The organism is Isoptericola dokdonensis DS-3 (genome assembly GCF_001636295.1).
Taxonomy (GTDB): domain Bacteria; phylum Actinomycetota; class Actinomycetes; order Actinomycetales; family Cellulomonadaceae; genus Isoptericola; species Isoptericola dokdonensis.
Map to the genome: position 1 here is coordinate 3457992 of NZ_CP014209.1, position 26241 is coordinate 3484232.

The window sequence follows — 26241 nt, forward strand, 5'->3', positions numbered from 1 at the left end:
CCGATCTAGGCTGACGTGGCCGCCGCACTCGTGCGGCGTCGGGCGCAGGGAGGTCCACATTGACTGACGGTGTCGTGCTCGCCCACGACTATGCGACACAGCGGGGCGGTGCGGAACGCGTCGCGCTCCTCCTGGCCGCGGCCTTCCCGTCCTCGCCCCTGCTCACCACCCTGTACGAGCCGGCGACGACGTTCCCCGAGTTCGCCGACGTCGACGTCCGGCCCGCCGGGCTGAACCGCGTGGGCCCGCTGCGCCGGCACCATCGCGCGGCCCTGCCGTTCCTGGCCCGCGCGGTCGACTCGGTCCGGGTCGAGGCGGACGTGCTGCTCGCGAGCTCGACCGGCTGGGCGCACGGGTTCCGCGGGGCGCGACGCACGGTCGTCTACTGCCACGCCCCGGCCCGCTGGCTCTACCAGTCGGACCGCTACCTGGGTGCGCGCACGGGCGGCGGGATCGCCGACCGGGCTCGCGCGACCGTCGCCCGGGCGGCCCTCGCAGGGCTCGCGCCACGCCTGCGGGCGTGGGACCGCCGGGCGGCCGCGCGGGCGGACGTCTACCTCGCCAACTCGACGGTCACCCGGGACGCGGTCCGTGCCGCCTACGGCATCGAGGCCGAGGTCGTGCCGCCGCCGCCCTGCCTGCTGCCCGCCGGCGAGGAGACCCCGCTGCTCGGGGTGCGGCCCGGATTCCTGCTGTGCGTCGCCCGGCTGCTGCCCTACAAGAACGTCGACGTCGTCGTCGGGGCGGCCGCGCGCGCCGGCCGGCACCTGGTCGTGGTGGGGGACGGGCCGGACCGCGCCCGGCTGGAGTCTGCCGCGGCCCGGCTGGCGCCGGGCCGGGTGACGTTCACCGGCCGGGTCGCCGACGGGACGCTGCGCTGGCTCTACCGGAACGCGGACCTGCTCGTCGCGGCGTCCTACGAGGACTACGGGTTGACGCCCCTCGAGGCCGGGGCCTTCGGCACGCCGGTCGTCGCGCTCCGCGACGGCGGCTACCTCGACACCGTCGCGGAGGGGGTCAACGGGGTCTTCTTCGACCACCCGCTGGCCGACGAGGTCGCCGCGGCGATCGACGTGGCGACCGCGGCCCCGTGGGACGCCGCCGCGGTCCGTGCGCACGTCGACCGGTTCGGGGCGGACAGGTTCGTGGCGCGACTGCAGACCGTGGTCGCGGAGCAGCAGGACGTCGCGTCCTCGACGCTGGAGGGGTCCGTCGCATGACCGTGCGCGAGTTCCTCCGGACCGTGTGGTCCGGGAAGTACATCGTGGTGGCCTGCGTGCTCGTCGCCGTCGTCGGCGCCTGGCTGTACGTGGACCGCCAGGGGACCCTCCTGGAGTCGGAGGCCGTCGTCAGCCTCGGCGTCGACGGCGACGGCGAGGTCACCATCGACGCCTCCGGCGGGGACGTGACGGACCCGGAGGTGCTGGAGGCCGCGGCCGCGGCCCTCGGGGTGGACCCGGCCGACCTGCCCGAGATCTCGGGGGAGTCCGGCGAGGGCGGGGCGATCCGCGTGAGCGCGCGGTCGGCCGACCCGGAGGAGCTCCCCGAGACGGTGGACGCCGTCGCCGAGGCGTTCGCCGCGCACGTGTCCGCCCTGCGCGACCGGCAGGTCACCGAGCTGCAGGAGCAGCGCACCGGCTACGAGGAGAGCCTCAAGCCCGTGCAGGAGCGACTGTCGCGCGACCCGGAGGACCTGCTGGCCGGCGTCGAGCAGGAGACCATCGTCTCCGGGTTCGGAGGGCTGGCCAAGCAGATCGTCGAGCTGACCGCCATCACCACCCCCGCCGAGGTCACGCAGACGGCGAGCGCGCCGTCCGTGCCGGGCGTCGGGGCAGCCGCCGTGCTGCCGGTGGCCGCCCTCGCCGGCCTGGTGCTGGGTGTCGCGCTCGCCCTGGCCCGCCGCGGCCTCGACTTCCGGGTGCGCGACGCCGCCAACGCGAGCGCGCTCGCCGACGTCCCCGTCCTCGCCTCCCTGTTCGGGGTGCGCCAGGCGGACAAGACGTTCCGCCACGGCGGGGTGCTCCCGGTCTCCAGCCGCGACGCGACCCCCTTCACGGAGTCGATCCGCGAGCTGCGCACCGCGGTGGGGATGGCGTCGGCCACCCCGCAGCGCGTCGTCGTCGTCACGGCGGCGGACCCGCGCCCGCCCCGCACCTTCATCACCGCGAACCTCGCCGCGTCGTTCGCGCTCTCCGGGCTGCGGACGATCGTCGTCTCCGGCGACCTGCGGCGCTCCAACCTCGACGAGTTCCTCCCCGGGCCGGACGGTGCCGCCGACTCCGGGACGGAGCCGCGCCCCACGCTGGTGGCCAACCTGGAGCTCGTGCGCATCTACGACGACACGCTCGACCCCGCCGACTACCTGGCGACCACCCAGGTCCGCGACCTCGTGGAGTCCCTGCGCGAGCGTGCCGACGTCGTGGTGATCGACGCCCCGCCCGCGCTGGCCGCGGCGGACGCCACCATCCTCGGTCGCTACGCCGACGGCGTCGTGCTCGTCGTGTCGGCCGGCAAGACGCCGCGTGGCGTCCTGGCCGAGGCGGCGACCCGGCTGCGGATCAACAACGTGCCCCTCATGGGCGTCGCGCTCGCCGGCGTCGCGAGCGACCGCCGCAAGCTGTACGCCACGACCTACGAGGCCGAGCACCCGGCGAACAAGGTCCGCCGGCTCATCCCGCGGTCCGGGGGCCGACGAGGTCCGCGGCACCAGCCGGCCCCGGCGCCGGCCGACCCCGTCCGTGCCGGCCAGCCGCGGCGGACCCCGGCATGGCCGGCGGTCCCGGCGGCGATCCCGCCCCGGTCCTCCGAGCCGGACCCCCGCGCCGTGCCGGCCGCGGTGCAGGGCGAGCCCGCGTCCTCCGGGTCGTCGGCGCAGCAGGGCACCGGCCAGGGGTGACGCTGCGCGTCGTCGTGCTCGACCACACCGCGCAGCCCAGCGGTGCCGAGCTCGCCCTGCTCCGCGTCGTCGAGGCCATGGACCGTGGCGTGCAGGTGCACGTCGTGCTGTTCGCGCCGGGGCCCCTAGTGGACCGGCTGCGGCACGCGGGGGCGACCGTGGAGGTCGTCCCGCTGGCGGCCCGGGTCGGGGGGCGCGGCCGGCACGAGCTGGGGCCGGGCTCACCGGGAGGACTGCTGCGCTCCCTGCTCACCCTCCTGGCGGCCGTGCCGTTCGAGCTGCGGCTCGCCCGGCGGCTGCGGCGGCTGCGCCCGGACGTCGTGCACGCGACGTCCCTGAAGGCCGACCTGCTCGGGGTGCTGCCCGCGGCCAGCGCCCGGCGGCCGCTGGTGTGGCACGTGCACGACCGGGTCGCCGACGACTACCTGCCCGCGCCGGTGGTCCGGGTGCTGCGCCGCGGCGCGCGGCACCTCCCGGCGGCGGTCGTGGCGAACTCGGACGCGACGGCCGCGACGCTGCCGGGTGCGCGCGGTCTCACCGTGGTGCGCCCGGGCCTGGCGGCGGCGCAGGTCCGTGCCGCCCCGCGTCCGGAGCCCGCCGACGACGTCGTCGGGCTGGTGGGCCGGATCGGGCCGACCAAGGGGCAGCTGGAGCTCGTCCGGGCGGCCCCGGCGGTGCTGGCCGCGCACCCGGGGACCCGCTTCCGGTTCGTCGGGGCGCCGCTGTTCGGCGCCGAGGAGTACGCCCGGCAGGTGCGCTCGGAGGTCGACCGGCTCGGGCTCGCCGACGCCGTGGAGTGGACCGGGTTCGTCGACGACGTCGCCGTGGAGCTCGACGCGCTGACGGTCTGCGTCCACGCGTCGCCGGTGCCGGAGCCGTACGGGCAGGTCGTCGCCGAGGCGCTGGCGCGCGGTGTCCCGGTGGTGGCCACGCGGGCCGGCGGGGTGCCCGAGATCCTCGAGCGGGCCGGCGACGACCCGGTGGGCGTGATGGTGCCGCCGGGGGACGTCGAGGCCCTCGCCCGGGCGGTCGTCGACGTCCTGACCGACCGGGAGGCGGCCGGGCGCCGGGCCGCGGCCGGGCACGCCCGTGCGGTGGCCGAGCTGGGCGTGGACCGGACCGTGGACGGGCTGGTCAGCGTCTGGCGGCGGGTCGCAGGAGGTCGAGGGTCCCGGCCATGAGCCGGGCCTGGTCGTCCCAGGTGGGCACGGTGGGGTCCGGGCTGGTGGCCCGGTGCGAGGCGACGAGGTCGGCGACCGCCGCGGGGAAGTCCGGGGCCGCCGCGACCACGAGCGGGGCGCCGCCGGACCGGCCGGTCGCCAGCTCGCGGAACCCGGCGACGGCGGTCGCCACGACGGGCCGCCCGACCACGCGGTACTCGTAGAGCTTGATCGGGTCGAGGCTGTCCGTGAACGGGTCCACCACGTGCGGGACGAGCAGCACCGCGGCGTGCTGCAGGTAGGCGGGGACCTGGTCGAAGGGGCGGGGGCCCAGCATCACGACCCCGGCCTCGCGCAGCGCGTCCAGCCGTGCGGTGGTGAGGTCGACGACGGGGCCGACGAGGACCAGCGTGGCGGTGCCCGTGAGTCGCCGGGCGGTCGCGACGGCGACGTCGGTGTCGAACCGGTCGGGGTGCACGGTTCCCACGTACAGGGCGACCGGCCCGGCGGGGAGGTCGGCAGGGCGTGCGGCGGGGGCGAGGTACCGCTCGACGTCCACCGCGTTGGTGACGAGGACGACGTCGGGGCGTCCGGCGTCCCGACGGGCGGGCCCCTTGGTCCGGACGAGTCCGGTCGAGCACACGGTGACCTGCTCGCAGCGCCCCAGGAGGAGCTCCTCGTCCTGCCGGACCCGGTCCGCCTCGGCGGCGTCGCGGTGGGCGGCGGCCCAGTCGTCGGTGACGTCGTACAGGGCGGGCCAGGTCGTCGTCCGCAGCATCCGCGCCCCGGAGGGGTCGTTGACCCACAGCAGCGGGTCGGTCATGCCGAGCCGGCGCGCGGCGCGGAGCACGGACGCGGCGAGCCGGTCGTCGGCGCGGGGGTCGACGCGGCGGGGCAGCGGCTTGGTGGGCTCGTGCAGCCACAGGCGGGCGTCCTGGCCGACGCCCGGCAGGTCCGGTCCCGGCCGCAGCCCGCGGCCGAGCCGGGGACGGCGGCGGCGGCTCAGGGAGTGCAGCGGGTCGGCGGGCGGCTCGACGAAGAGGACCCGTTGCCCGGGCCGGTCCCGCAGCAGGCGGGCGACGAGGTGCTGGTTGCGTCGCCAGACGTCGTCCCAGGCCTCGAGCGAGATCACCACGAGGTCGGTCGGGGTCCCGCTCATGCCACCTCGACCGCCCGTCGCGCGAGGACCTCGCGGTAGACCTGCTCGGTGCCGGCCGCGTGGGCCCGCGGCGAGAAGTGCTTCTGCTGGAGACGGCGTCCCGCGACGGCGAGCTCGTCGCGGCGCGCCGGGTCGTGGGCCAGCCGGGCGAGCCGGGCCCCGGCGGCCTCGGCGTCCCCGGCGGGGAACAGCAGCTCGGGGGCGTCGAGCGCCCCGACGGTCTCGAGGTGCCCGCCCGCCGCGGACACGACGCCGGGCAGCCCCGCCGCCATCGCCTCCAGCACGCTGAGGCCCAGTCCTTCGATCCGGCAGGGCGCCAGCAGCAGCGCGGCGCGGTCCATGAGGGCGGGGACGTCGTCGCGGTGCCCCAGGAAGCGTGTCGTGGCACCCATCCCCAGCTCGGCGGCCAGGTCCCGCAGCATCTCGGTCTGCGAGCCCGCCCCGGCGAGCTCGAGGCGCCAGCCCTGCGCGGCCAGCCCGGACGCGGCGAAGGCGCGCAGGGCCACGTCGCCGTCCTTCTCGGGCTCGTGGCGCTGCACCACGAGGACGACGGCCTCGCGGTCCGCCGCGGCCGCGACCTCGGTGGGCCCGTCGGCGACGCCGGGGTGCACGACGGTCGCCGCGCCGTCGACGTGGGCGGCGACGTACCGGCTGATGGCGACCTGCGCGGCGACCTGGCGGCGGGCCACCGCGGCGACCGCGGGACCCGGGCGGCCGCTGCCCCGCGGCCCGGCGAAGTGGCGGGTGCTGACGACGGGGACCCGGCGCAGCGCCGGCCGCAGGGCCGCGGCGAGCGTCGCGGCGACCTCGGCCGCCGTCATGTGGACGTGCACGACGTCGCACCCCGGCCCCCAGGTCGCGAGGGCCCGGGCGACGTCGGCGGTGCGGCGGGCGGGCCGGTGCGCGACGTCCGGGCCGAGGACGCGTCGTACCGCGGCGGGGTCGCCCCCGACCACGAGCACCTCGTGGCCGTCGGCGGCCTGGGTGCGGGCGAGGTCGGCGACGTGCCGCTCGACGCCGGCGAAGCCGTCCGAGCGCACGGCGTGCAGGATCCTCATGCCGTGCCCTGCCGCACCGTGGTCAACTGCTCGGCGTAGCGGCGCGCGACCGCCGTCCAGGCCTGGGTCTCGGCGGCCGCCCGGGCGGCCTTGGCGACGGTGTCGCGGTCGGCGACGGCCAGTGCCGCGACGGCGTCGGCGACGGACCGCGCCGTCGGCTCCACGACCCACCCGTCGACGCCGTCGGTGACGAGGTCGGGCACGCACCCCGTGGCGGTCGCCACGACGGGCAGCCCGCAGGCGAGCGCCTCGACGACGACCAGACCGTAGGACTCGTAGGCGGTGGGCAGCACGAGCGCGTCGGCGGCATGCAGCGCGGGCCGCGGGTCGGGCTGCCTGCCGAGCAGGTGCACGCGCGCCTCGACGCCGCGGGCCCGTGCGGCCCGCCGGACACCGGCCGTCATGTCCGCCGTCCCGCCCACGACGACCAGGTGGGTGCGCGGGTCCGTGAGCGGGAGGGCGTCGAGGACGACGGGCAGGCCCTTGCGGTCGTGCTCGTGCCCGACGAAGACGAGCGCGACGTCGTCGGGGGCGAGCCCGAGGGCGGCCCGGGCCCGCGCGCGCTCCGCCTCGTCCGGGGGCCGGTACCGCTCCAGGTCGACGCCGTTGCCGATGACGGTGGTGCGGGGCGCGAGGCGCCGGTAGGTGGCGCGCAGGGCCGCGTCCTCGACGGCGGAGAGGTTGACGACCACGCGGTGCGCGCGCGAGCGGAACCGCAGGTGGTCGCGGGCCACGACGAACAGGTGCAGGGGGTTGCGGACCAGGCGGCGCAGGCTGTCGCCGCGGGCCGCCATGGCGACCTGGAGGATCCCGTGGTTGACGTAGACGTCGCCGGCCACGACGTCGTTGTGGCACAGCCCGACGACGTCCGGGCGCCGGGCGAGCAGGCGGCGGGCGAGCACCGTGCCGACGGTGGAGAACCACACGACGCGCGCCAGCAGGGCGAGCTTGCCGCGGATCCCGGGACCGGGCTCGGGCAGCCACGTGCCGTGGGCGTCGGCGAGGGTGAACCGCTCGGTGCGCAGACCGAGCGCCGTCAGCTCCTGCTCGAGGTGGTGGGCGACGGCGCCGACGCCCGTCCCGGGCCCGATCTCCGGGGCGATCTGGACGACGGTGAGCGGCCGGGCGGGGGCCGTGCCGGCGGTCATGGCGCACCTCTCTCGACGGGTTCGACGGCGGGTTCGACGGGTCTTCGCCCGCGTTGCTCCTCGGCGTAGGCGTGCGCCCCGACGGCCACCCCGATGAGCACGAAGGGCACCGAGACGACGATCGCCGACCAGAACAGGTCGAACTGGCCCTGGACGAGCCGGGTCAGGAGCACGGCGATGGCGACGTTGGCGAACCGGGACTCCATGCCCCACAGGACGATGATCGCCCCACCGAAGAGGATGACGAACCCGACCAGCCCGACGATGCCCGTGGCGGAGAGCTGTTCGATCTCGGCGTTGGGCGGCTGGAACACGTAGCCGTGCTCGCCGGTCTCCCACCAGCGCAGCCCGACGCCGACCCAGATGTTCTTCTGCCAGACCTCGAGCGCCTGGCCGTACCACTCGAGCCGCTGGTAGGCCGAGTTGAACTGGTTCTCCTCGGCGAGCTGGTCGCGCACCATCCCGGCGACGAAGACCATGGCGGGCAGCAGCCCCGCGAGGATGAGCTTGGAGCGCTTGCGGTCGGGGTCCTTGCGCAGGGTGAGGAACAGGACGCCGACGACGAGGCCGAGGAGGGCCTGGCGGGCCTGGGAGGCGAGCACGGCGAGGCTGCAGATCCAGAAGGCGGCGAGGGCGGCGTGGCGGGGCCAGCCGACCCAGTACGGCCGGGCGTAGGCCAGGACGGCCGCGAACCCGAGCAGGCAGCCGATGAGGTTCTTGTGCATGGCGATCGGCCACTCGAGGTACACGGGGCCGAAGTCGCCCTGGGCGAACTTGATCAGCGCGGCCGCGCAGGTGAGCACCGCGATGCCGACGCAGGCCAGCATGAACAGGGACAGCCCGAAGCGGGCACGGCCCGACCGCCCCACCGCCCAGCCCATGACGAGGGCGCCGCCCACCGAGAGCCAGGCGTGGAACCACTCCACGGTGTTGGCGGTGTACGGGTTGACGACCACGGTGAACAGGGTCGCGACCTGGTAGATCACGCTCAGCCACAGCAGCGAGCGCATGGTCGTGGAGTACGGGCGGACCCCGAACAGCAGGGCGAAGAAGAAGGCGCCGAACAGGACGGCGTCGCTCACGGAGATGAAGCCGCCGACACGCTGGATGACCACCAGGCCGGGCATCGCGAGGATCGGGACGGCCGCGCGCTCGATCGTCGTCGCGCCGAGCAGGACCAGGAGCGCCGCCGCGGCGACGACGTACCAGCCGTAGGGCACGGCCAGCATCCCGACGGCCAGGCTCATGACCCCCAGCGCGACGACGGCGAGGAGGATGCCCACGCTCCGTTCGACCGACCCGTCGCGCCACAGCGCCCGCAGGTCGTCCGCGGTCGGCAGGGCGAGGCCCCGCGGCCTGCCGGCGCTCACCGCACCACCCGGTCGGCGGCCTCGGCCCGCAGGGGGCCCGTGAGGTAGAGCCGGAGCCGACGCCGGGCGGCCGTGCCGGCCGCGCCGCGCAGCAGCACGCCGCGCAGCGCCGACCCGACGACCTGACCGGCCCGAGCGACCGCCCAGCCGGCCGCGCCGAAGTGCTTGCGCACGTACCGTTCCTGCGACGCGTGGAAGTGCACGTCCCGCCGGTCGCCGTCGGTGCTCGTCGCGCCGCCGAGGTGGGTGGCGCGGACGCCCGGCACCTGCCGGTGCTCCCACCCGCGACGGACCGCGCGGTACGCCCAGTCGGTCTCCTCGGCGTAGAGGAAGAAGTCCTCGTCGAAGCCCCCGACGTCCGCCAGGGCGTCCGCCCGCAGCAGCATGACCGAGCCGATGACGAAGGTGCCGCGGCCGGACCGGGCGCGGAGACGGCCGAGGCCGGCAGCCTCGAGCCACGTGCCCGCGGGGCTGGGGAACGGCCAGACCACGCGGGCGGCCCGTCCGTCGCCGTCCACCTGGGTCGGCGCCACCGACGCCGTGCGGGGACGGGCGTGCGCGGCCTGCTGCAGCGCGAGGACGTCCTCGGGGGAGACCACCGCGTCCGGGTTGAGCAGGAGCACGTCCGTCCCGGGTGTCCGGCGGTGCGCGAGGGCGTGGTTCACCCCGGCGGCGAAGCCGCCGTTGCGACCCGGGTCGAGGTAGACGGCGCCGAGCTCCGCGGCGATCTCGCGGATCCGGGGCAGGGACGAGTTGTCCACGACCGTCACCGGCAGCTTCCCGAGCAGCGGCGTGAGGGCCTGACGGACGAGGTCGGGGGTGCCGTAGGCGACGAGGACCACCTCGGGCGGCGGGACCGCCGGGGCGCCGCGCCCGCCGGGGGCGACGCCGGTCGCCGCGCCGTACAGCTCGCGGTACCGCGCGGCGACCGCGGTCCACGAGCAGGTCGCCGCACGCTCGAGCCCGGCGTCGCGCAGCTCCTCCCGCAGCCCGGGCTCGTCCAGCAGGCGCACGAGCGCGCCGCGCAGGGCGTCGGCGTCCGGCTCGACGAGCAGCCCCGCACCGCCGACGACGTCGGGCAGCGCCCCCGTCGCCGTCGCGACGACGGGCACGCCGCAGGCCATCGCCTCCACCGCGACCCGGCCGAACTGCTCGACCCAGCCGGGCGTCGTCCGCGACGGGACGGCGAGCACGTCGAGCGAACGGTAGAAGTCGGCGAGCCCGTGCGCCGCGAACGAGCCGACGAACCGCACCCGGTCGCCCAGCGTGGCCGCGAGCCGGCGCAGCCGGTCCTCGTCGGGGCCGTCGCCGGCGACGAGGAGCCGCAGCCGGGGGTCGTCCCCGACCGCCTGCAGGAGCAGGTCGACTCCCTTGTGCTCGGCCAGCCGCCCGGCGTACCCGACGGTGAGGACGTCCGGGGATTCGCGGACGCCGGGACCGGGCGAGAAGAGGTCGAGGTCGACACCGAGCGGGATCGTCGCCACCGTGCGGGCACCCCGGTCGCGCACGATGCGGCCCGCGTCGTCGTTGCACACGCTCACCGCGCCCGCCCCGCGCAGCGACCACCGCTCGAACCAGCGGAACGGCGCGGGATGACGCTTGCGGAGGTTCTGCGCCGAGTAGAGCACGTACGGGGCGGCGTCACCGCCGAGCCTGGCACGCAGCGCCCGCAGGGCGAGGATCTCCGCGGTCGCCAGCGCGAACGGCTCCTCGTGCACGTCGAGGACGTCGTGCGGACGGCCGAGGGCGCGCCAGATCGCCACCGGGTCGTACACGAAGAGCGCGGGGTGCGACCCCCAGGTCCGCACGCCCGTCACCTGCTCCCCGGGACGCGGCTCCAGCACCACCTCGCGGCCGCCCTCGTCCCAGGCCCGCGCCGAGAGCAGCACGACGTCGACGCCCGACCGGGTCAGCGCGCGCTCCCGCTCCCGCCAGGCGTCCACGACCGCGCTGTGCGACACGCGCAGGACCCTCATGGCCCTTATCCTCACCCGCCGAGGTCCTCCCCGGGCACGATCCCCCGAGGATTCACCCGGACTTTCAGCCGCCGCCGGGCCGGGGGCGCGCGAGACTCGTGCCGTGACCGAAGAACCGCTGGTGAGCGTCGTCGTCGCCACGAACCGCGGCGGCCCGTTCCTCGCCGAGGCCCTCGACTCCGCCGTGGCGCAGAGCTACCCGTCCGTCGAGGTGCTCGTCGTGGACGACGGCAGCCCCGAGCCGGACGTCGTCGCCGGCATCGTGGGCACGCGTCCCGCCGTCCGGCTCGTCCGGATAGAGCCGTCTGGCGTCTCGGCGGCGCGCAACCACGCCGTGCGGTCCACCGGCGGGGACCTGGTCGCGTTCCTCGACGACGACGACCGCTGGCACCCGGACCGGTTGCGCCGCCACGTGGACGTCATGACCCGGCGGCCGGACGCCGTCGCGTCGTACTGCGGCATGCGCACCATCGACGCCGCCGGCGAGGTCCTCGTCGGGTCCGACCAGCGCCCGGCGCCCACCCGCGCCGACGTCGTGCGGGGACCCGGCGTCATGCTGCCGAACCTCGTGGTGCGCCGGGACGCCTTCGACGCCGTCGGCGGCTTCGACCCGGGCATCCGGCAGGGGGAGGACCTCGACCTGGTGCTAGGGCTCGCCGCGCTCGGCCCCCTCGTGCTGGTGGAGGACACCCTCGTCGACTACCGGTTCCACGGCGCCAACACGACCGCCCGGCACCGGGAGCTCGCCGCCTCGCTCCGCGAGGTCCTGCGCCGGCACCGCACCCTCGCCGTCGCCGACGGGCTCGACGACGTCGTCGCCGCGTTCGACGAGCGGCTCGCCGCCAACGACCGGTTCGCCTGGTGGAGCGCCCTGCGGGCGGCCCGTGCCGGGTGGGCCGCCCGCCGGCCGGGCGCCGCCGCCGCGGAGGTCGCCTGGGCGGCGTGGTTCGCGCCGTCCGCGCCGGTGCGGCGGCTGCGGTCGCGGGGATCCGCCGGACCGTCCGCCCCCGCCGTCGAGGACAGGCGACCAGCGGGTTAATCAACGGGTGATTTGCGCTGACGAACCCTTGAACGGCAGACGCGCTGACCTATTCTCGACGGCATGATGCCTGGGACCGGTCTGCCGGCGTCGACCCGAGTGATCGACGTCGGCGCACCCGACGACACGCTCGCGCGGGCGCTCGCGGACGCCGGTATCGAGCGGTACCTCGGGCTCACCGCCGCCCGCTCCCTCGCCGCGGTCCGGGCCGAGGCCGGTGAGCGGGCCGTGCGCTACCAGCCGCTCGACGACGTGTCCGTCGTGGGGCGCTGCTCCGCCGACCTGCTCGTGCTGCGCTCCGGCTTCCAGCGCCTGGTCTGGGCACCCGACGACCTCGCCGACTTCCGCTGGGTGGCCGTGGAGCGGGAGCGCGCCGTCGCGGGCGCGGAGGTCCGTGCGGCGGTGCGGTTCGGGCTCGCCCGCGGACGGCTCCGCCGCGCCGGGCGGTGGCAGCACGGTCAGGTCGAGCTCGACGTGTTCGAGGTCGGGGAGCCAGGCCCGCGGACGCCGCGCGCCCGCACCTACTTCAACCCGGGATGGGGCGTGGAAGGGCTGGCCGCCCGCCTCGCGGACGCCGGCGTGGCCTACGCCGTGCTGCGGTGGTTCGACGCCCTGCCCGCGATGGAGCCGGGCGAGGACCTCGACGTGCTGGTCGCCGACGAGGACGTGGACGCCTTCCGGGCGCTCCTCGAGTCCGAGCCGGGGACCGTGCCGGTCGACCTGTACAGCGTCTCCGGGCTCGCCGGCTCCGACTACCAGGGGGCCGCCTACTACGCGCCCGACCTGGGCCGGGCGATGCTGGCCCGCACCGAGACGCACCGCAGCGGGATGCGCGTGCCCGCGCCCGCCGACCACCTCCGCTCGCTGGCCTACCACGCGCTGTACCACAAGGGCACCCGGTCGGGCCTCGTCTCCCGGCTCGTCGCGGACGTCGTCCCCGACCCCGAGCACGACTACCGCGTCGCCCTCGACAAGGTCGCCGCGAGCTGTGGCGTCCAGCTCCCGCCCGACATGGAGGGCATCGACGACTATCTCGCGAGCGTCGGCTGGCGTCCCCCGCTCGACGCCCTGCGCCGGCTGTCGGTGCAGAACTCCTGGCTGCGGCTCCGCCTCGGGCAGGACGTCGCCGAGGCGGGCGGCCCCCAGCTCGCGGTGTTCCTCGTGCGCGAGCGCGCCCTCGACGTCCTCACGACGGACGACGTGGTGGCCGAGCTCCGGCACCGCGGGTTCGAGCCGCTGGTCGTGCGGCCGCTGGACGCCGCGGCCCGGACGCGCGGCGCGCAGCAGCTCCGCGGCGGGAACTGGGCGGCCGGGCCCTTCCCGGTCAGCGGGGGAGGGCCCGCCCTCCTCGTCGCGGCCCTGCACTACGCCCCCGACCCGGTCTCCCCGGACCTGCGGCAGCGGTACCCGCACCTCGCGAACGAGTCGATCTACTACGCCAAGCAGGCCGTGCGCGACGCCCTCGAGGCGCGGCTCGGCCCGGACGCGATGTTCAACGCCATCCACTCCGCCGACGACGAGACGGAGGCCTGGGAGTACCTCGACGTGGTCGCCCCCGACGCGGTCGACGAGATCCAGGGTCGGCTGCGGCGCCGCATCGCACGCCAGAGCGCGGGCCCGGACGTCGTGCGGACGCTGAGCCGCGGCCGCCGCGCGCGCGTCGACGTCGTCGAGGGGCCCGGCGGAAAGGCCGTCCGCAAGACCTTCGCCCCCGTGGGGCGCGGGCACCTCGAGCGCGAGGTCGCGGCCCTGCGCGGGCTGGCCGGCCGGGTCGCCGCCGTGCCCGAGCTGCTCGACACCGGCGAGAACTGGTTCACCATCCCCTGGTACGACGACTCGCTGCGGCTGCGACCCGGCCGCCTGCTGCCGATGCGCACGCTGCGCCGGATGGTGGGCGTGCTGGAGGAGATCCACGCCGCCGGGTGGGACCTCGTCGACGCCAAGCCCGCCAACTTCGTCCACGACGCGTCCGTCGGCCTCATGGCCGTCGACTTCGAGTTCGCCTACGAACGTCCCCCGGGCGACACGACGTCGTTCGCCGACAGCCCGGCGTTCCGCAACCCGAACCGTGAGCTCTACCCCGACCTCCCGGTCGGCGACTCGACGTACGGGGTGCGCTGGCTGCCCGTCACCGGCATGCCGCGCCCCGTGCTCCTGGAGGGCTCGCCCGTGCAGCAGCACCTCGCCCGCCTGCGGTACCGGCTCCGGACCGCGACCACGCGGCCCGGGTCGCCGCTGCGGCGCACGGCCCGGTGGGCCCGTGCCACGGCGCGGACCGCCTTCCTCGGCACGACCCGGCGGCGCGCCTGGAGCGTGACCACGTGACGCAGACCGCGACCGGGACCCGGGCGGTGCCGACCCCGCCGCTGCCCACCGTGACGGTCGTGGTGCCCGTCTACGAGGACCTCGACCGGCTGCGCACCTGCCTGCGGCTCCTCGGCGAGCAGGACTACCCGGGCGACCTCGACGTCGTCGTCGCGGACAACGGGTCGAGCAGCGACCTGCGTCCGGCACTCCCGCCGGACGACGCCCGGTTCCGGCTCGTGCGGGAGGAACGTCCCGGCTCGTACGCCGCCCGGAACGCCGGCCTCGCCGTGGCGACGGGCGACGTCGTCGCGTTCACCGACGCCGACTGCCGCCCGCGGCCCGACTGGCTCACCCGGGCGGTCGCGGCGCTCCAGGGTCCGGAGGCGCCCGACGCCGTCGGCGGTCGCATCAACCTCGTCTTCCGTGACGGCGTCGGCCCGGCGACCGGGCCCGAGCTCTACGAGGCGTTGCACGACTTCGACCAGCGGTCCTACGTCGAGAACCATCGCTACGCCGCGACCGCCAACCTGGTCGTGCCGCGCCCGACGCTCGACGCCGTCGGCACCTTCGACGACTCGTTGCGTTCCGGCGGTGACCTCGACTGGGGCGGGCGGCTGCACGCCGCCGGACGGCGGATGTCCTACGCCGCGGACGCCGTCGTCGACCACCCGTCGCGCTCGTCGTGGCGCGAGCTCACGGTCAAGACGGTCCGAGTGGGTGACGGTCTGGCCTCGCTCACGGCGGGACAGTCCCTCGCCGCCGACCTTCGCTACATGGCTCAGCAGGTGTGGCACTCGCTGCGGGCCGCGGCCACGGTGCGACACCGCGACGAGCTCCCGACGGTGTCGACGCGCGTGCGCTACGTCTCGGCGTTCACCTGGACGCGCGTGGTCTGGATCGCGGTCCGCCTCCGTGCGAGGGTGGCCGCGGCGGTCTCACGCAGAACGGGGGTCCACTCATGACCACGGGCCAGGAAGCACTCCCGACCGTGACGGTGATCGTGCCGGTCTACGAGGATCTCGAGCGGCTCCGGACCTGCCTGGGACACCTCGTGGCACAGGACTACCCGGCGGAGCTCTTCGACGTCGTCGTGGTCGACAACGCGTCGTCGACCGACCTGCGCCCGGCGCTGCCGCCGCACGACGCGCGGTTCACGATGGTGCGCGAGGACAAGCGAGGCTCGTACGCCGCCCGCAACGCGGGGCTCCTGCGTGTGACAGGTGACGTCATCGCCTTCACGGACGCAGACTGCCGCCCCCGCCCGGACTGGCTGCGCCGGGCCGTGGCACACCTGTGCTCACCGGAGGCGCCCGAGGCGGTGGGCGGGGACATCCACCTGGTCTTCCGCGACGGTGACGACCCCACCACGGGGCCCGAGCTGTACGAATCGGTGCACGGGTTCGACCAGCGGCACTTCGTCGAGGTGTTCCACTTCGCGGCGACGGCCAACCTCGTCACCACGAGCAAGGTCCTCGATCTCGTGGGTCCGTTCGACTCCGACCTGCAGTCGGGTGGGGACGACGACTGGGGACACCGTCTGCGGGCGGCCGGCGGGCGGCTGGTGTTCGCGGAGGACGCCGTCGTCGATCACCCCTCCAGGCCGACCTGGTCCGAGCTGACGACCAAGTCGGTACGCGTCGCCAAGGGGATGGCAGCGCTCACCCGTGGCCAGTCGTTCCGGGCCGACCTGCGCGAGGTGCTCGGGGAGGTCCGTGCGGGGACGACGGTCTGGCTGTCCATCTGGTCGAAGGGCTGGCCGTCGACGCCCGGACGCAAGGCTCGGTACGCGGCTGCGATGTCCTGGGTCGCGCTGATCCGCTGTGGTGTGCGTGCCGGTCAGCGCGTCGCCCGCCGAGGCGGCGCGGCCACCTGAGGGACATCGTCGACCCGGGCGGAGGCGTGGCCCACGACCCAGCCCACCCGCCAGGTGAGGTTGGCGAGCCCTTCCGGGCGCCAGACCCGTGCAACTCGGCGTGCGACTCGCCGCACCCGGTCAGGTCGTTCGATGCGGGGCACCGCTGACACCTCGGCACCCGAGCCGCCGGGGACCGGCGGCGAGCCGGCCGCGTCCGCCTCGACGGCCACGAGGACCGACGGGACTGCGACGAGGGCGGCGGACACGGCGGCGTACCGGTGCTCGAGGCGTCGTGCACCTTGCCCGTAGGCGTAGGCCTGGCGGAGCACGGAGGCGAACCCGCTGCGTCGCCGGACGTGGAGCACCATCGACGGCACCCAGGTCAGTCGGTGGCCGGCGAGCTGGGCGCGGAGGCACAGGTCGTCGTCCTCCGCGGTGCGAGCACCTTCGTCGAAGCCTCCGACCGCGGTGAAGACGGCCTTGTGCATCGCCATGTTCCCGGCCCCCGCCGTCACGAGGCCGGGAAGAGACGGCCGGACGGTGAGACCGTCGAGCTGCGGGGACCAGGTCACGTGGAAGCGGGAGCTCCCTCGCAGCCGTTCCACGTCGAACCGACCGGCGACGAACTCGTGGTCCGCCAGCGCGCGGAGGACGGCGTCGACCCACCCGCTCCCGACGACGTCGTCCGCGTCACAGAACGCGATCCAGGGCGCCCGCGCGGCAGCCACCCCGATGTTGCGCGCGGCAGCGGGACCGCGCCGTGCGGAGGCATCGACGAGACGCAGCTCCGGCAGGTGCCGACGCCAGGACTCCACCAGCTCCCGGGTCGCGTCGCGAGAACCGTTGTCACAGACGAGGACTTCCCACGGCACATCGGGGCGTTGGTCGCGCAGAGCCGAGAGCTGGTCCGGCAACGTGTCCTCGGCGTCGAACGCTGCCACGACGACGCTGAGTACCGGCCCGGGAGTCATCCTCTGCCTCCCATCTCGTGCGCGAGGGCTCGGACCCGGGGGTGGTCGGTCAGGAGGGCGCTCACGGTCGAGGTCTGCATGCCGTGATCTTCGAGCCGCCCCAGCAGGTCGACGAGCACGGCCGCGCGGTCGAAGAAGGGTAGTCGCTCGCCCTGGCGGAGAGTCTCCGGGTCGGCCCGGTCGTCGTGCAGGAGGACGATCGCCCCCGGGAACATTCGTGCCCACGCCCGGTCGGCGATGTTGGCCGGCTCGTCGTGCACCCAGTCACCTGCGTCGCCGGACCACACCACGAGCTCGAGCCCCGCCCGGTGCAGTGCGCGGGCCTGGGCAGGGGTGTGCCGACCGTACGGCGGCCGATAGAGCGCGACCGCCACGCCCGCGACGTCCTCGACCACCCGGCGCGCCTCGAGCACGCTACGGGTGACCTCGGTGGTGCGCCGACCGATCAGCGAGCGATGGTCCGCCCCGTGCAGGGCGATCTCGTGCCCCTCGGCGACGGCCCTCCGCACGATCTCGGGGTGCTCCCTGGCAGGCTCGGCGAGCACGAAGAACGTGGCACGGGCCTTCGCCGCGGCGAGCACGTCGAGGAGGCGCGGCGTGTGCTCGGGATGGGGGCCGTCGTCATAGGTCAGGGCGACGACCTGCTCGTCGGTGCTGACGCAGAAGGTTCCGAGCGAACGGCTGAACGCCTCGGGGACGAACCCCCGACCGACGGCCGCGCGGTCGAGGTGACGGGGGGCGAGGGGCGGCCCGTCCAGCGCGCGCCGCCGGACGACCAGGGTTCCGGGACGACGGCTCATGAGCCACCTCGGTCCGGGAGGACCCGAGTCGTGGCGCCGCGGAGCGCCGCTCTGCCTTCGCCGACGGCGGTGCGGGTCGAGCGTCGTACCGCGCTGAGCGCCGGGCGTGCCCGCAGGACGTGTCGTGCCGTGCCCCGTGTCGCCAGGAGGAGACCGACGGAGACTCGGCGATCGGGATAGAGCGCGGTCGCCTGGGCGTACCGGGGGTGGAGGCAGGGGTCGAAGGCTCGGACGCCGGGTGACGTGACGAGGTGATGGGCCTCCCGCAGGCGACCGATCACCCCCGGGCTGCTGGCTGCAAATGACTCGTCGTAGGTGTCGGTGAGTCCGAAGCAGACGTCTCCCGCTTGCAGCACGACAGACATGAAGACGGTGGTCCCCCCTGCCCGCAGGGCGAGCACGCGGAGCATCCCCCGGCGGCCGAGCGCGCCTGTCGCCTCGCTGAACCAGGCAGAACCGTCGGAGGGGACTGTGCCGGCGCCGTCCTGGCGGCCCTTCCAGCCTCGCGAGCGCAGTTCGCGGAAGGCGTCCACCGCATCCGATGAGCCGCCGAGATCGACGAGCTCGAGCGCCCCGCCGAGCTCCTCCTCCAGACGCCGGGCGAAGCGGCGCACCTGCTTGCGGCGGCCGCTGCTGAGGTGACCGTCCACCGTCCGGTCCGGCCCGGCCAGCGCGTAGGCACGGGAGTAGCGGGAGCGTTCCTGCACGACCACGTGCCGCCGGGCGAGAGCTGGGCCGAGGAGGTCGTGCAGGGCGCCGTCGTCGGGGAGCTGGGTCAGCTCCAGGAGGGGTGGCGTCGAGGCGGTCCGGGATGACAGGTGCCGAAAGAGTGCGTCGAGCGTCCCCGGCGCGTCCTCGGCGTCGACGAACGGGGCGAGCAGCGGAGCACGCGCGTCGAGGAACCGGCTCGCGGTCGTCGCCCAGCGCAGCGGGGTGCCCGGGAACCGCTCGCGGGGTGTCAGCGGCAGGACGGCGCGCCACCTGCCATCACGCTCGACGACCACGAGGTCGGTCCGCTCGCCGCCGAACCAACGGCGGGAGGGCAGCAGGAAGTCGGGGTGCAGGAACGGGTGCGGCTCGAGCGTCCGTGTCGCCAGGTCGGCCCATCGCTCGACGTCGGTGTCCTTCACCTCGTCCAGGGAGAGGACTCGCACCTCGGTCGGCGACCCGTTCACGACACCGCTCCGCGGCCGGCCCGGGGCTCGTCGTCGGCACCGCGGCGGCGACCGGCTCGGTCGCGTGCCGCTCTGACGGCGTTCCGGGCTGCGGTGAGCGGTCCGGCGCAGGCGAGCAGGGCCCGAGAGGTGGTCCGCGTCGCGATCAGAAACCCGACGACGTCCCGACGATCGGGGTAGACACCGGTCGCGACCGCGTATCGAGGATGCATGCAGGGATCGAAGAGGCGCACGGACTCGGTCGCCTCCACGTGGTCGAGGACCAGCGCACGCCCGACGGAACCAGGGCTGTGTGCCGAGAGGTCGTCGTCGTAGGCGTCCAGCACGCCGAAGACGCCGTCCCCCGACCCGAGGCACAGCGCGCCGTAGACGAGGCGGTCCCCGGCCTCGACCAGATAGACGTGCAGCTGCTCCCTGGCGCTGAAGGCCCGGGCGACGTCCTGGATCCACTCCTCGGCGCCCGGGATGATGCGCAGCGCGGAACCACGCCGCGTCCTGTCACCCTTCCACCCGGCAGACTCCAGCTCGAGGACCCGGGTCAGCGCTGCCGGGTCACCTCCGGCGTCCCGGACGGCGAGCGGCCCGGCATCCCGTTCGATCGCGGCCGTCCAGCGCTTGAGCTTCGACCGTCGGGAGCCGCTCACCCGCGTGCGCCAGGGGTCCGGTGACGCCGTCCAGCACGCCCGCTCGAACCGGGACCGTTCGCGGACCGCGACGCCCCGGGCGGCTGCGCGCTCCCGCATCAGGGCGGCCAGCGGGCCGTCGGGCAGGAGGGTCAGCTCCAGCAGGCCGGGCACGTCCGACGACCCGGAACCGAGGTGCGTGAGGAGCGCGTCCAGGGCGGCCGTCGCGTCGCTCGCGTCGACGAGCGGTGCGCACACGGGCGCCCGCGTGCCGACGAACGGCCCGGCCGTCGTCGCGAACGGGAACGGCGTGCCGTCGAAGCGTCGGGTGGGGGACAGCGGCAGCAGGGCGAGCCAGCGGCCGTCCCGCTCGACGACGACGAGCCGCAGCCCGAACGCCGACGGGAACGGTCGCCCGGACTCGCGGGGCGGGAAGGTGCGGCGCGCCGCCAGCACGAAGTCGGGGTGCAGGAACGGGTTCGGCTCCAGGGCCCGTCCGGCCAGGTCGGCCCAGCGGGCGGCGTCGTCCGCGTCGACGTCCTCGATCGCGAGCGTTCGCGCCGTCGTCGCGGCGCGGGACGACGTCGTCGTCGTGCTCCTCATCGCATGCCTCCTCGTCAGCCCGTCAGGTGGTCGAGCGTCGCGTCGAGCCGGCGGGCGGTGCGGTCCCACGTGGACCGGGCCCCGTGGGCCGCGGCGGCCTCCTGCCTCTTGTGGAGCTCGGTGGGGTCGTCGGCCAGCGCCTCCAGCGCGGCGGCCAGCTCGTCGACGTCGCCAGGACGCACCAGCACGGCACCCGGTCCGGCGATCTCGGGGATGCCGCCCGTGCGGGACGCGACGACGGCGGCGCCGGACGCGGCGCCCTCCAGCACAGTCAGGGGGCACGGGTCCGGCCAGGTCGACGGGACCACCGCGACGTCGGCGCGGGCGAGCACCCGGGGCACCTGCGCGCGGGTCACGAACGGGTGGAACGTGATGCGGTCCCCGGCCGCCGCGGCGCGGCGGCGCAGGTCCTGCTCGTAGGCGGTCAGCGGGGCGTCCGGGGCGAAGCCCGCACCGCCGACGACGGTGAGGCGCACGTCGGGGCGGTCGAGGCGCGTTACGGCGTCGACCAGCACGTGCACCCCCTTGTCGGGGATGGTGCGGCCGATGAACACGACGTCCAGGACGCCGTCGTCGGGCCTCCGCGGTGCGGCGAAGAGGGCGGCGTCGACGCCGTTGGGCACCACGGCGACCTTGGCCGCGCCCTCGCGGGGCAGCCGGTCCGCGGTCACCTGGGCGAGGTGTTCGCTGACGCAGACGACGGCGGCCGCGTTCCCCGTGACGAGGCCGGCCTCCCGCCGGGAGTAGGAGCGCAGGAGGTCGTTGTGCGCGTAGAGGACGGGCACGTGCCGGCGCCGGTCGACCAGGGGCACGGCCTGCGGGAGGTTGTGCGCGAGGACGACGCCGGGGGTCCAGGCGGACTGCCCCGCGAGCGCCGAGCGGAGCCGCCGGCGGACGGTCGGCCGGACGCCGAGGACCCGGCCGGCGGCCGCGTCGGTGTACCGCGTGTACCGGGCGGCGGTGCCGGTCGCGGGGACGTCGTCGTACTCCAGCGTCTCGGCGCTGTCGTACCGGTCGGCGTAGGTGCCGCGGGCGACGAGCACGGCGGACCGGTCCCGCCCGGCCGCGGAGCTGATGCCGTGGACGACGCTCGGGACCGCGCTGCCCGTGGAGGGCGAGTAGTGGTCCCCGGGCGTGATGAGGTGGACGAGGCGCGCGGTCATGGCATCGTCAGATGTAGTCGGCGAACTCGCGTTCGTTCTTCTGGAAGATCAGCAGCCCCAGCACGAAGACGACGGGCGCCGTCACGGCCAGCGCGGCGATCTGCCACCCGGCCGGCGGGTCGGTGCCGAGCAGCGACCAGCGGAACGCCTCGAGGAACCACGTGACGGGGTTGATCTCGAAGACCCAGCGCAGGTGCTCGGGCACGGCGTCGACCGAGTAGGCCAGGGGGCTGCCGTACATGATGAGCTGCACCACCCAGGGGAGCACGTAGCCGACGTCGCGGTACTTGACCATGTAGGCGGCGGCGCCCAGGCCGATGCCGGTGCCCACGAGGAGGATGAGCACGACCCACACGGGCAGCAGGAGCACGGCCCAGCCCGGGTTGATCGAGAACACGAACAGCAGCACGACGGTGAGGACGAGCGCGACGAGGAAGTCGAGCAGCAGGGAGGCGAGGCTCGACAGCGGGACGAGCAGCCGGGGGAAGAAGACCTTCTGCACGAGCGCGCGGTTGCCCACCATCGACGACGAGGCCCGGTTGAGGGAGCCGCTGAAGAGGTTCCACGCCAGCATCCCCACGAGGGTGAAGATGAAGGTCGGCACGGCGCCGGTGGACAGCCCGGCGATCTCGCCGAACACGATGGTGAAGATGCCGGCGCTGACGAGCGGCTGGACGATCACCCAGGTGATGCCCAGGTACGTCTGGCGGTAGCGCACGATGACGTCCCGCTGGGCGAGCCGGACGGCCACCTCGCGGGATTGCCACACCTCGCGCCAGGCCGGCATGTTGAACCGGCCCGGCTGCGTGATGACGGTCTGGGGGACGGTCGCCTCCACGGCACTACCTCTCGTAGTCGAAGTTGACGAAGACCAGGCCGTTGGCGGTGCCGGAGGACTCCGTGAACTCGGGGTAGGGCAGGTCGGGGAGCACCTCGAACTTCCAGGCGCCCTCCCAGGCGTCGAGGACGCCGGCCTGGCACGCGTACACGTCCACGGTGTACTGGCCCGGCTTGAGCCACAGGTCGCGGATCACGAGGGAGCCGCGCTCCTCCTTCGTCGGGTCGAACCACTGGCCGACGAGCCGGGAGTCGCACTGGGCGATGACGGTGCCCTGGTCGTTGTTGACGTGCATGGACAGGAAGTAGCTGCCGATGAGGTGCTTGCTCGGCTTGGCGACGAAGTCCACGGTGATGTCGTCCGACGACTTGACGAAGACGTCCGGCATCGAGACCGACGACAGCCGGACCTGGCCGGAGCCGGGGCGGTTCTTCGCGTCGGTCTGGGCGGCGGCGAAGCTCTCGAAGCTGTTGCGGTACGCCTCGAGGGTGCCGTCGACCGTGCCGGCGTACGTGAGCGTCCCGCGGTCGAGCAGGAGCGCGGAGCTGCACAGGGCCTGGACGGTCTGGAGCTGGTGGCTGACGTACAGCACGGTGCGGCCACCGCTGGCCGCCTCGCGCATCTTCGCGATGGACCGGCGCTGGAACTCGGCGTCGCCGACGGCGAGGACCTCGTCGATGGCGAGGATCTCGGTGTCGAGGTGCGCCGCGACGGAGAAGGCGAGCCGGACGTACATCCCCGAGGAGTAGCGCTTGACGGGGGTCGCGAGGAACTTCTCGATGCCGGAGAAGTCGACGATCTCGTCGTAGCGGCGCAGGATCTCCTTGCGGGTCATCCCGAGGATGGAGCCGTTGAGGAAGATGTTCTCCTTGCCGGTGAGCTCGGGGTGGAACCCCGTGCCGACCTCGAGCAGGGAGCCCACGCGCCCGGTGATGGCGATGCGGCCCCGGCTCGGCGCCGTGACCCGGGTGAGGAGCTTGAGCAGCGTCGACTTGCCGGCGCCGTTGCGCCCGACGATGCCGAGCGCCTCGCCCTGCGGGACCTCGAAGCTGACGTCGTCGAGGGCGTCGAAGAGGGTGTACTTCGCCTTGCCGGTCGAGCGCAGCCACTGCACGGCCGCGTGGGCGGCGGTGGTGGGCCGCTCGCCCTGCGCGCCGAGGCGGTACGTCTTCCCGAGTCCTTCGACCGAGATCGCGGATGTCGCTGTCACGAGGCAACCTTCGCTCAGGGGTGTCGGGAGGTGGAAGCGGGAAGCCGGGTGAACCTGAGGTTTCACCCTCGTCCGAGGGCGTCCAGCACGCGGCGCCGCAGGCGTCCGCGGAGCCCGCCGACGAACCCGCGGGCGTCGTGCCGCAGGCCCCACGCCGCCTCGCCGGCGGCGACGCCGACGTGCCCGTGCGCGAGGGCCCACAGCATGGTCCGTCCGGCCTCGCGGGCCGCCTCGCGCCGTTCGGTCGCCAGGTGCTCCGCCAGCAGGTCGGCGGCGCGCCGGTCGCCGCGGTCGCGGGCCGCCCACGCCTGGCGGCTCAGGACGGCGTCCGCGACGTCGCGGCGCCGCCGCTGGTTGGCGACGTCGCTGCGTGTCGCGTTGCCGTCGTGGCGCCGGTACCCGACGAGCTCGTCGGGGACGCAGGCGAACGTCCCGCGCCGCAGCAGGCGCAGCGCGAGCTCCATGTCCTCCAGCATCGACATCTCCGGGCTGAACCCGCCGACGGCGAGGAGGTCCGCACGGCGGACCATGAGCGCGCCGCAGATGTGCGGGAGCCGCGCGCGGCGGGCGAGCATGTCGTCGGCCGTGGCGGGCGTCGCGGGCCACGCGGGTCCCACCCGGGCGCCGTGGGCGTCCAGGTGCCACCCGCCGCAGTAGGACGCCGGGGCGGCCGGGTCGGCGGCGAGCGCCAGGACCTGCCGGGCGAGGCGTTCCGGGTGCCAGACGTCGTCGTCGTCGAGGAACACGACCAGCTCGCCCACGGTGTGCGCGACGCCGGTGTTGCGGGACTCCGAGACGGTCGCGGACGGCGGTACGCGGACGACGTCGGCCTTGCCGACGGTCCGTTCGACGACGTCGTCCAGCCACTGCGGGTCGGGGACGCCGTTGTCGGCGATCACCAGCTCCCAGCGGTCGTGGGTCTGGGCGGCGAGCGACGTGAGAGCCTGCGCGAGGTAGGGCGAGCGCCGGTTCGTGGCGACGACGACGGCGACGGTCGGGCCGTCGCCCGGGCTGTCGGGATCGTCGGTCACGACCGCCCCCACGGCGTCGCGACGCCGTCGCGGCGGTCCTGGGCGCGGGCGCGGGCCGCGGCGGGGACGCCCGCCACCAGGCCGACGAGCTCGCAGACGGCCCGGCTGCAGATCGCCGCCGCGCCGACGACCTGGCCGCGGCGCAGCCGCTGCGCGCCCTTGCGCAGGTAGTGCCGCTGGCTGCGCAGGACCGTCACCGTGAAGTGGCGCACCACCGGCGCACGCCACCCGAGGTTGCGCACGAGCAGGACGAGGTGGTTGCGCCGGGCGTAGTAGAGGTAGCGGCGGTCGAACCGCTGGCCGCCGGTCTGGTAGGGGGCGGCGACGTGCCGGACGAGCGCCCGGGGCTGGTAGACGAGGCGCCCGCCCGCCGCGCGCACCCGGAGCGAGATGTCGGACTCCTCGCACAGGCACGTGCCCGGGTAGCTGCCCCGGATGCCGCCGATCGCCTCCAGGGCGGACCGGCGGAAGGACATGTTGGCGCCGAGCAGGTGGTGCACCTCGACGAGCCTGCCCGGGTCGGCGCCGAAGCCTCCGGTGAGCATCCCGTTCGGCAGGAACCGGCCGATCTGGCCGAGCCCGTCGGACTCCTCGCCCTCGATGCCGTTGAGCGCGCGTCCGCCGACCCCGTGCACTGTCGGGTCCGCGTAGGGCGTCACGAGCTCGTCGAGCCACGTCGGGTCGACGTAGGCGTCGTCGTCGATGAACGCGACGACGTCACCGGTGGCGACGGCCAGGCCCAGCGCCCGCGACTCCGGCATGGTGCCGGGGCCGAGGCGGTGCGGCACGAGGCGGACGTCGGGGAAGCCCTCGGCCACGACCAGTCGGGTCCGGTCGTCGGGGGAGCCGTCCACGACGATCACCTCGTGCGGGGACGTGCTCAGCTTGCCGAGGTGCTCCAGGCACTCCTGGAGGTGCTCGGGGCGGGCGTACGTGATGACGACGACGCTGACCGACGGTGCGATGGGGGCGTTCACGGCACGTCCGTCGCGGCGTCGGGCACGCGTCCCACGCGGAACCAGTCGTCGGAGCGCAGGGGGGAGGTCAGGGCGGCGAGCCGGGGCCGCCGCGAGAAGGACTCCCAGCGCTCGTACACGCCGCGGCGGGTGTACTCGGCGGCGTGCCCCGACCAGGCGAACTTGCGACGCATGATCTCCGGCGGACGCACCCAGGAGTAGTGCAGGACCGCCGCCTCGAGCGGGACGACCTCGTGCACGACGGCGGTCCGGGGGTGGTGGGGGTCGGTGTTCCAGGGGCGCAGGTCGACGCGGTACAGCGGGACGTCGGCCTGCCGGCTCAGCGTGAGGGTCGTGCCGGCCCGGACGGCGAGCGGACCGGGGAAGCTGGCCACGGGGCGGCCGAACCGGGTGCTGGACTCCAGGAAGCGGTCGGCCCCGGCGCGCGTGTAGAGCCAGCGGGCGGGGTAGTCGAGCCCGTCGGCGGCGGCCTCCTCGGTGTGGTCGAGCGCCGCGAAGAACGTCTCGGGCCGCGCCAGGACCTCGTCGGTGTCGAGCTGCACCACCCAGTCGGCGCCCTCGGACGCCTGGTCGAGGGCGACCTGGCGCTGGCGCGTGTCGTTCGTCAGCGGGTCGCGGTCGAGGTCGGCGAACGACCCCGGCGCCAGGACGCACCGGCCGTCGACGTCGAGCGCGCGGATCGCCGCCAGGCACTGCTCGACCGGCAGCGGTGTGCCCGTCCAGGAGGTCGAGGTCGCGTCGTAGGAGACGACGATGCGGTCCACGCGGTCGTAGTACGACCGGATGCTCGCGGTGAGGAAGTGCGGGTCGGCGGCCAGGACGTACGCGTGACGTCGCATCGTTCCTCCTTCCCGGGCGGCGGGTCGTCCAGCCGGACGGCGG

At 75.1% G+C, this 26241-nt stretch carries 22 protein-coding genes; 7 read left to right on the forward strand and 15 right to left on the reverse strand.

Annotation, left to right across the window (positions count from 1 at the left end; genetic code table 11):
* Positions 1–59: 59 nt before the first annotated feature.
* The 3 genes from I598_RS15825 to I598_RS15835 are packed head-to-tail and all read left to right on the forward strand — an operon-like array spanning position 60 to position 4077.
* Positions 60–1220, forward strand: a complete 1161-nt coding sequence (locus I598_RS15825) for a glycosyltransferase (protein WP_068204041.1) — start codon at positions 60–62, stop codon at positions 1218–1220.
* The gene (locus tag I598_RS17930; RefSeq protein ID WP_068204043.1) at positions 1217–2896 is read left to right on the forward strand and encodes a hypothetical protein; all 1680 of its coding nucleotides are present in this window, start codon (positions 1217–1219) and stop codon (positions 2894–2896) included. Before I598_RS15825 ends, I598_RS17930 begins: the two co-directional genes overlap by 4 nt.
* On the forward strand, positions 2893–4077 hold the full coding sequence (locus I598_RS15835; RefSeq protein WP_068204046.1) for a glycosyltransferase family 4 protein: 1185 nt from the start codon (positions 2893–2895) through the stop codon (positions 4075–4077). Before I598_RS17930 ends, I598_RS15835 begins: the two co-directional genes overlap by 4 nt.
* Here the strand turns inward: I598_RS15835 and I598_RS15840 are convergent.
* Genes I598_RS15840 through I598_RS15860 form a run of 5 tightly spaced genes read right to left on the reverse strand, consistent with a single transcriptional unit; the run spans position 4031 to position 10767 of the window.
* Positions 4031–5215, reverse strand: coding sequence for a glycosyltransferase (locus tag I598_RS15840; RefSeq protein WP_068204053.1), 1185 nt, complete (start codon positions 5213–5215; stop codon positions 4031–4033). The two genes, I598_RS15835 and I598_RS15840, sit on opposite strands and share 47 nt — an antisense overlap.
* Positions 5212–6273, reverse strand: a complete 1062-nt coding sequence (locus I598_RS15845; RefSeq protein ID WP_068204056.1) for a glycosyltransferase family 4 protein — start codon at positions 6271–6273, stop codon at positions 5212–5214. Before I598_RS15845 ends, I598_RS15840 begins: the two co-directional genes overlap by 4 nt.
* Positions 6270–7421, reverse strand: a complete 1152-nt coding sequence (locus tag I598_RS15850) for a glycosyltransferase family 4 protein (protein ID WP_068204059.1) — start codon at positions 7419–7421, stop codon at positions 6270–6272. Before I598_RS15850 ends, I598_RS15845 begins: the two co-directional genes overlap by 4 nt.
* Complete coding sequence (locus I598_RS15855; RefSeq protein ID WP_083973406.1) at positions 7418–8791, reverse strand: O-antigen ligase family protein; 1374 nt, start codon at positions 8789–8791, stop codon at positions 7418–7420. Before I598_RS15855 ends, I598_RS15850 begins: the two co-directional genes overlap by 4 nt.
* Positions 8788–10767 carry a glycosyltransferase gene (locus I598_RS15860; RefSeq protein ID WP_068204060.1) on the reverse strand — a complete coding sequence of 660 codons (1980 nt, stop codon included), beginning with the start codon at positions 10765–10767 and terminating at the stop codon, positions 8788–8790. The genes I598_RS15855 and I598_RS15860 overlap by 4 nt, the downstream gene beginning before the upstream one ends.
* A 103-nt stretch (positions 10768–10870) precedes the next feature.
* Here I598_RS15860 and I598_RS15865 point away from each other — a divergent pair, with 103 nt between their 5' ends.
* The 4 genes from I598_RS15865 (at position 10871) to I598_RS15880 (ending at position 15986) form a co-directional block, all read left to right on the forward strand.
* On the forward strand, positions 10871–11806 hold the full coding sequence (locus tag I598_RS15865) for a glycosyltransferase family 2 protein (RefSeq protein ID WP_068204062.1): 936 nt from the start codon (positions 10871–10873) through the stop codon (positions 11804–11806).
* 63 nt (positions 11807–11869) lie between these two features.
* Positions 11870–14131, forward strand: coding sequence for a hypothetical protein (locus I598_RS17935; protein WP_198155708.1), 2262 nt, complete (start codon positions 11870–11872; stop codon positions 14129–14131).
* Positions 14128–15075: a glycosyltransferase family 2 protein gene (locus tag I598_RS15875; RefSeq protein WP_068204067.1), complete on the forward strand. Its 948-nt coding sequence runs from the start codon at positions 14128–14130 to the stop codon at positions 15073–15075. The genes I598_RS17935 and I598_RS15875 overlap by 4 nt, the downstream gene beginning before the upstream one ends.
* A complete protein-coding gene (locus tag I598_RS15880; protein ID WP_083973410.1) occupies positions 15072–15986 on the forward strand; it encodes a glycosyltransferase family 2 protein in 915 nt (304 codons plus the stop codon). Before I598_RS15875 ends, I598_RS15880 begins: the two co-directional genes overlap by 4 nt.
* Here the strand turns inward: I598_RS15880 and I598_RS15885 are convergent.
* The 10 genes from I598_RS15885 to I598_RS17945 all read right to left on the reverse strand — a co-directional run bounded on the left by I598_RS15885 (position 15950) and on the right by I598_RS17945 (position 26198).
* Positions 15950–16909 carry a glycosyltransferase family 2 protein gene (locus I598_RS15885; protein ID WP_068204070.1) on the reverse strand — a complete coding sequence of 320 codons (960 nt, stop codon included), beginning with the start codon at positions 16907–16909 and terminating at the stop codon, positions 15950–15952. The genes I598_RS15880 and I598_RS15885 overlap by 37 nt on opposite strands.
* Positions 16910–16935: 26 nt before the next feature.
* Positions 16936–17739: a polysaccharide deacetylase family protein gene (locus I598_RS15890; RefSeq protein ID WP_068204072.1), complete on the reverse strand. Its 804-nt coding sequence runs from the start codon at positions 17737–17739 to the stop codon at positions 16936–16938.
* Positions 17736–18914 (reverse strand): GNAT family N-acetyltransferase, encoded by a 1179-nt coding sequence (locus I598_RS15895; RefSeq protein WP_068204073.1) that lies wholly within the window; start codon positions 18912–18914, stop codon positions 17736–17738. Before I598_RS15895 ends, I598_RS15890 begins: the two co-directional genes overlap by 4 nt.
* A complete protein-coding gene (locus I598_RS15900; protein ID WP_068204076.1) occupies positions 18911–20140 on the reverse strand; it encodes a GNAT family N-acetyltransferase in 1230 nt (409 codons plus the stop codon). The genes I598_RS15895 and I598_RS15900 overlap by 4 nt, the downstream gene beginning before the upstream one ends.
* 14 nt (positions 20141–20154) lie before the next feature.
* Entirely contained in the window at positions 20155–21303 is a 1149-nt protein-coding gene (locus I598_RS15905) for a glycosyltransferase family 4 protein (protein ID WP_068204078.1), read from the reverse strand.
* A gap of 7 nt (positions 21304–21310) precedes the next feature.
* Positions 21311–22141 (reverse strand): ABC transporter permease, encoded by an 831-nt coding sequence (locus tag I598_RS15910; protein WP_068204080.1) that lies wholly within the window; start codon positions 22139–22141, stop codon positions 21311–21313.
* Between the two features lie 4 nt (positions 22142–22145).
* Positions 22146–23351, reverse strand: coding sequence for an ABC transporter ATP-binding protein (locus I598_RS15915; protein ID WP_068204082.1), 1206 nt, complete (start codon positions 23349–23351; stop codon positions 22146–22148).
* 62 nt (positions 23352–23413) lie between these two features.
* The gene (locus tag I598_RS15920) at positions 23414–24382 is read right to left on the reverse strand and encodes a glycosyltransferase family 2 protein (protein WP_198155709.1); all 969 of its coding nucleotides are present in this window, start codon (positions 24380–24382) and stop codon (positions 23414–23416) included.
* The gene (locus I598_RS17940) at positions 24379–25359 is read right to left on the reverse strand and encodes a glycosyltransferase family 2 protein (protein ID WP_068204085.1); all 981 of its coding nucleotides are present in this window, start codon (positions 25357–25359) and stop codon (positions 24379–24381) included. The genes I598_RS15920 and I598_RS17940 overlap by 4 nt, the downstream gene beginning before the upstream one ends.
* Positions 25356–26198 carry a hypothetical protein gene (locus tag I598_RS17945; protein ID WP_068204087.1) on the reverse strand — a complete coding sequence of 281 codons (843 nt, stop codon included), beginning with the start codon at positions 26196–26198 and terminating at the stop codon, positions 25356–25358. Before I598_RS17945 ends, I598_RS17940 begins: the two co-directional genes overlap by 4 nt.
* Positions 26199–26241: the final 43 nt, after the last annotated feature.